The 5,606-nt window shown below is 38.5% G+C and carries 5 protein-coding genes; 2 read left to right on the top strand and 3 right to left on the bottom strand.

All coding sequences use genetic code 11. From position 1 onward, the window contains the following. The 3 genes from JAO78_RS16375 to JAO78_RS16365 all read right to left on the bottom strand — a co-directional run. Positions 1–375, bottom strand: a 375-nt coding sequence (locus JAO78_RS16375) for a TniB family NTP-binding protein (RefSeq protein ID WP_226752437.1), incomplete at its 3' end; no start/stop codon positions are given. Positions 376–430: 55 nt separating this feature from the next. Continuing rightward, on the bottom strand, positions 431–2,428 hold the full coding sequence (locus tag JAO78_RS16370; protein WP_226752436.1) for a TnsB C-terminal domain-containing protein: 1,998 nt from the start codon (positions 2,426–2,428) through the stop codon (positions 431–433). Positions 2,429–2,430: 2 nt separating this feature from the next. Beyond that, on the bottom strand, positions 2,431–3,060 hold the full coding sequence (locus JAO78_RS16365; protein ID WP_226752435.1) for a hypothetical protein: 630 nt from the start codon (positions 3,058–3,060) through the stop codon (positions 2,431–2,433). Positions 3,061–3,914: 854 nt separating this feature from the next. Here JAO78_RS16365 and JAO78_RS16360 point away from each other — a divergent pair. Both JAO78_RS16360 and JAO78_RS16355 read left to right on the top strand, forming a co-directional pair. Then, on the top strand, positions 3,915–4,586 hold the full coding sequence (locus JAO78_RS16360; RefSeq protein ID WP_226752434.1) for an RNA polymerase sigma factor: 672 nt from the start codon (positions 3,915–3,917) through the stop codon (positions 4,584–4,586). A 624-nt stretch (positions 4,587–5,210) separates the two neighbouring features. After that, positions 5,211–5,474: a zinc ribbon domain-containing protein gene (locus JAO78_RS16355; RefSeq protein ID WP_226752433.1), complete on the top strand. Its 264-nt coding sequence runs from the start codon at positions 5,211–5,213 to the stop codon at positions 5,472–5,474. The last annotated feature ends 132 nt before the right edge of the window (positions 5,475–5,606 follow it).

The raw sequence follows: 5,606 nt of genomic DNA, 5'->3' as shown, positions 1-5,606 counted from the left end.
ATTTTCAGTTAAGCTCCCGAGGCTAGGATTAGGATCGCCCAGTGCCACGAGTAAAATATTGACCATCTGTGGAATAGTGGATTGTTTTGGTGCTTTAACAATAATAACGGGCTGTTTTTTATGGTCATCAAGAACATCTTGAGTGATGTTTTCCGCAACAATTGCTTGCAGTTTTTGTGCAAAATGTGTCTTACCCGTGCCCGGATCACCATGGATCAACATACCAGCGGGTTTTATTTGATGTGATTTCATTAACCGCTTCACCAGATCATGCGCTTTTTTACACTGTGGATTCCAAAGCGTTAATATGGAAATGTTAAATGCCGTTTCATGCTCAAGATTCAAACATGGTGTATGACTTTCAGAACTTGACATGGATGTCACCTTAAGACGTGATAGTTCATAATTGTGTTGTATCATTTAGCTCACCTTAGACTCGTGGAGAAAATGAAGGGTTGAAATCGTTATTCGTATCGCCCTCAGGAGCAGTTGATGCATCTGAGTTTTTTGGCGGGTTCGTGTTAATATTTGCATGCTTGCCAATACCATCAGTGAATGTTTTATCTAACTCATCCTCAGTCATTTTTATTGAAATATCAGTAGCATATGATTGATTTTTTAACCTATTTATTTTCTTGGTATTGGTTGTATTTTTGGTATGGCTGCAAGACATAGAAAAAGTGTTATTTTTATTTGTATTGCCGCCATGGCGTTTAGCGGCCTTAAAATCGACTAAGGCCACTTTTGTAGTTGCGCCGTTTGTAATCGCAGGTACGCAAATGAAATGTTGATTAAACGGATCGATAATTGTGATTTCAGAGATATCAAAAGCGCTGTAAAGCACTTCAACTTTACAAGCGTCAGATTTATTTTTATTCTCACGTCTTAGCTTGTGCCCCAAATTTTGAGTTTCTCGATTGTTGTAATCGACACCATTAATCGTGATGCCTTTTGGCGATGTAATGATGCGATCTAATCTTTGTCCTCGGAACTTTGCATATTCATCAAAGCTACAAGCAATAAGTGGTGGGCATTTGTTCTTTTCTTGTTCCCAAAATTCAAGTGGAGACATTTTGTCCAGTCCTCTGTGACTATTGTTGTGATAGCCAAACAATACGAATGACTCCACTCTTTCTTCGAACTCTTCAACAGAACGTTCCGCCGTTTGCACTAGTGTTTTATCCATCTCAACACCGCGTATTCGAGGGCCTGCATAGCCAGCGATCGTTTGCATACACTGCATTTTGAGTGTGCCAATTAACCGTTCAATAAAAGGTTTCTTCCAAGGAGAAGCCTTCTGCGTAACGTGGTGCGCAATAGCACAAGATTGCATCATCATTTGCACGGTTGTTGCGATAAATGCTGGGCCAGAATCCGATACAATTGATTCTGGTTTTCCGCCAAGAGGAAACATTGTGTTACTGAATTTTGCTTTTTTGAATGGGTTACAAATTTGCTTTATTAACTCTACAACGGCGTCTGCTGTCTCTCCGGGTTTACCCTCTGAATATGTGATGACGTAACCAACGATGAGACGGGTGTAAACATCTATCCCCAAAAAAATGATGGGCCGATAGTAGATCGTGGAGCCATCCTCTTGCTCTTGTTTCAAAGCGATATTTAGATGAACGGCGTCAATCTCCACTCGCTCAAGAGGACGGCTTGTGATAATTGACCCTTTCATTAAGCGATGTCTTTTATTCGCGGCCAAAACGCCTAAGCGCGCTTTATCCACTTCAAACTGATCGAGTCGATCAACACATTTATAAAATGTTGAACGCCCCATTCTTTTTGGTTTGACTATTTCACCCGTTAAACAATTATCTTGTCTATTTTGCCGCTCTAAATTAGCCATCTCTTTTTCAAAAGCCGTGCAATATTTCTCGTAAGCATGCTGAACGGTTGGTCCAGAGCGTTGTAAATATTCGCGGTCAATGATCTCATCGGCGATTTCTTGAGAAAAATGGGCAAATTGGCTTCTGCGTTTTTCCTTACTTTTTTTAAGTATAAAGCTCACGCTTTTGCAGTTTTTAATCCATTTGCTATACCAGCGCTTCACGCTTGAAATGCTCGGTTCAGAGCCTTTAAACATCCCATATTTTGATATTTCAATCGCGATGGCTTCCGAGATTGTCTTCAAGGATTGAGGCAATGGTGAGTTATGCATGTACGTTACAACGACTTGTATAAATTTAAACTCTTCACTCATAACGGGATCGGTAATAGTTGACAGGAGATGGATAGGCTCTGTTTTAATAATTTTGAATTCACCATTCTCATAGGCATCTTGAAGTTCAAAGGAAGTGAGAGTTTTTATGCCGATATCATCAAAATCGAGTACGATATACCTCTCAGAAACATGGTCAATAGTTCCCTTGGAGCCTTTGAACTCGAATTGAGCTTTATGTCGTAATGCTAAAAGAGACATGATTAATTGCTCACTTGAATGAGGGTGTTAGGACAAATGGACGAGTTATTGTTGAACGTTACAAATGAGAATTGCTTAGCAAGAAACGCCCAAGCGTGAATGCGCTCAAAGCCTTTCTGTATAAATAACTTTTCTAAGTCAGATATGGCGATTTCAGATGCGTCCAGTTCGCTTTTTACAGAGAGTTGAACTGACTCAGGCACATCTATGTTCAAGAATTTGTAAAGCGTTTTCATTGCTGTCAGCTTTGTTTCAGCAAGAATGTCGTTTGATGTCACTAAGGTTAGTGATGAGTCTTGATATTGTTTTAATAGCCCATCGATATGAGCAATCTTTTCATGCAACTCAGGTTTTTTTGAGTAGCGAGTGTCTTTGATTTCAAAATCCATGATTTGACCATCATGTTTTTGGATTCGGACATCAGGGGTGTACCGTCTAGTCTTACCATTCATCTGATAAGCAAAACTGTTCGGTTGAGTCATAAACCGTTTAATGGATTTATCGAATTCACATATAATTAAATAGTCATGCTCCCAGCGGCTGTCGCACTGAAGCGTTGCCTTATTCAAAACTGACTGGTGATATATTCTAGGATTAAGAAGCGATGCGCCTTTGATGTTTCTTTGTTTCAATTTGTTATCCTCTTTATGGTTGTGTGGTGTTGTGTTGCGTTTTTGTTTTTCAATTTGTTTGTTATTCCCACAAATATCGTTCAGTTAAAACGTATGTCAAATTTTCACCCTTAATATAATACTTTGTTTATATTGTTGATTTTTATAGGTATTTGTTGGCATGTTTTCTGATTTACTTTAGCGTTATGATTTAAAAACGTATTTTTTTAACGTCATAAATAATGCTTGGTATATACATCAAAAAGCTTCATTCAAAATTTACTTAGAACATTTTGGTATATAGAGTTTTGTCCCTTATATCTCACATTCCAACCTCTCATCACGGTCATGAAAACAAAGCAAACTTTCGCAATTGAGGCTTCTTAAGCAGTTCTTTGAACACAAATTAGCGAGTTGAGCTAAATTGACTGACACTTTTTGTAGCTATTAAGAGTTAAATAAGTTTATTTAAAGTTTTTTTTGGTAATTTAATTGTTTCATCAGCAGCTCCTTTCTTACTTAACGAGTGTTTAAAGACCCAAAAGCGAACGATACGAGGAAAATAAATGTGTAATTCACCACCTTTGTTTTATTCCCCTCACAACTAGCGAGTGTTTGCGCATTAAAAAGCGAACGCGCCCAAGAAAATAAATTTGCCTGCAATAGGCTTTTGTTTTTTCTGGCTATGACTAACGAGTTTTTGGAAGGTAAAAAGCGAACAGGAAAATGCAAAAAATTGATTAAATTTAATAAAAATGACTTTTCCAGAGAGGTTGATATAAAAATATTTAACATTCTCAATGGTTTGTGTATATTCTGGGCAAGGTAAGATAATGCGTTGCAGCAAGCGGTAGAAAGAGCAGTAGAGGAATAGGATGAGCAATTCACTTAAGACATTAGAGGATATGGCAGCTGAGGTGTCATTGAGCGCCAGTTTCAGAGGTAAAGCCCTTGCGCTTGTTAAACGCAATCTCAGTTCATTTCTTCATGTTGATGGACAAGCTGAAAACATTGCAAAAGATTTTGTCGGAGAGGCTTGTAAAAAGTTTTTGATTATTGCGGCTAAAAAAGGAAAGGCATGGGATTTACATCAAAGAGCGCTTGAAACCTATGGCAGCTCAAATTGCATCATTACTGGCTACTTATACCGCTCAGTGTATCGTGCCACGACAAATCGCCAGTATCATTGGGGTAAAGACTCGGAAACAGGTGAGCCACGTTATAAAGCGCGTCAAATAACTCCTCCGATAAACTCCGATGGCAGTCCTTCATTAGATCATAACCAATGGGTGCAGAGCTTGGCCAATAACACCTTATCTGATAGCCAATCAACCGAGAGCTTGATCGAAATGCTCTGGGAAGCTTTAGAGCAAGGAGATTTGCCAGTCGAAACCGTTCAAATGATAAAAATGCGAGCAGAGGGGATGACGTTTCCTGAGATTGCCAAAGAGATGAACGTCTCAGTTGACGCAGTTAGAATGAGAATTAACCGTGCTAAACGCGAGCTTGGGGAGATTTTGGGTGAGTTAGGTGGCATGCAGGAATGATTTTTTTTCGTTTCATGTAAAGCACACCATATGTAGCCAACCTTGTTAGAGTCAAAAATATGTGTCTATAAGGCTAATTGTTCCAGATGAATTTGCTTTATGACATACGTGTATCTTTGAGTGGTTTTCAAAAGCCGTATGTCCTATCAGCTCTTGAACTGTGTATGTTAGTTCCCGATTTGAGATGTTGCGTACCAAAAGCAAAAATGCCTGAAAGTATGAGAGGTAATGTACTTTTGAACGGCTGACTTTTTTACAGCAAGTTTAAATTTTTTGGTAAACGACGTCCTGTTTAAATGATGTCGGCATGAATAGCCATCCACAGGATGCCTGCCTCTTAATTCTAATGTTGAATATCGAGTGTATTACTGAGAAGTCTCAGTAATATCCATGATAAACAGAGCTAAATTAACCTAGACTGTTGATATTTCGTATGTTTGTTCTATTTTTGGTTGGTGTGTTACTGAGACTTCTTAGTAATGTGGTAAATTTAAAGTGAATTAAATGCTCAATGAATCCTTCAAGTTATTGATTTTCGGTAAACTCATAGGTATAAATTTATTTTGCTTCTCGGATGTTACTGAGAAGTCTACGTAATAACTGTTATAAGCTAGAGGAGTACTGATGTCATTCTTGAAGACTCTCGGTAAAGGTTTAAAGGGAGCTGCGGCAGCTTTAAAAGTTGACCAATATACAGTCAATGGTGTAAACGCGAAGTGCATCCATTGCGGACATCAGCATTTTGAAACTGGAGAAGCGCAATTAAATACCGCAGGTCTGACATTTATAAATTTAGATTGGGCAAATAGAAGTGCATCAGTTCTTATTTGTAAAAAATGTACATTCATTATGTGGTTTTTAGAGGAGCCCAAAAGAATTGTTAAGTGATGCTTATAACAAGCGCCTTAAAAATCGCGGCTTGCAGCCGCTGGACTCGCAAGAAGTTGCTCGCCATTTAGGCGTGCGTTAGGTAAGTATAATGCAGTCATTTAGTAAAAAAGAATTCATCCAAGCGATTGG

Source organism: Alishewanella maricola, from assembly GCF_016343785.1.
Taxonomy (GTDB): domain Bacteria; phylum Pseudomonadota; class Gammaproteobacteria; order Enterobacterales; family Alteromonadaceae; genus Alishewanella; species Alishewanella maricola.
The sequence above is the reverse complement of the archived record's forward strand: the minus strand, read 5'-3'. Positions and strand labels throughout refer to the sequence as shown.

Coding starts and splice junctions, on each gene's coding strand:
- JAO78_RS16370 (WP_226752436.1), bottom strand. CDS start 2,428: ATGTCTCTTTTAGCATTACGACATAAAGCTCAATTCGAGTTCAAAGGC.
- JAO78_RS16360 (WP_226752434.1), top strand. CDS start 3,915: ATGAGCAATTCACTTAAGACATTAGAGGATATGGCAGCTGAGGTGTCA.
- JAO78_RS16355 (WP_226752433.1), top strand. CDS start 5,211: ATGTCATTCTTGAAGACTCTCGGTAAAGGTTTAAAGGGAGCTGCGGCA.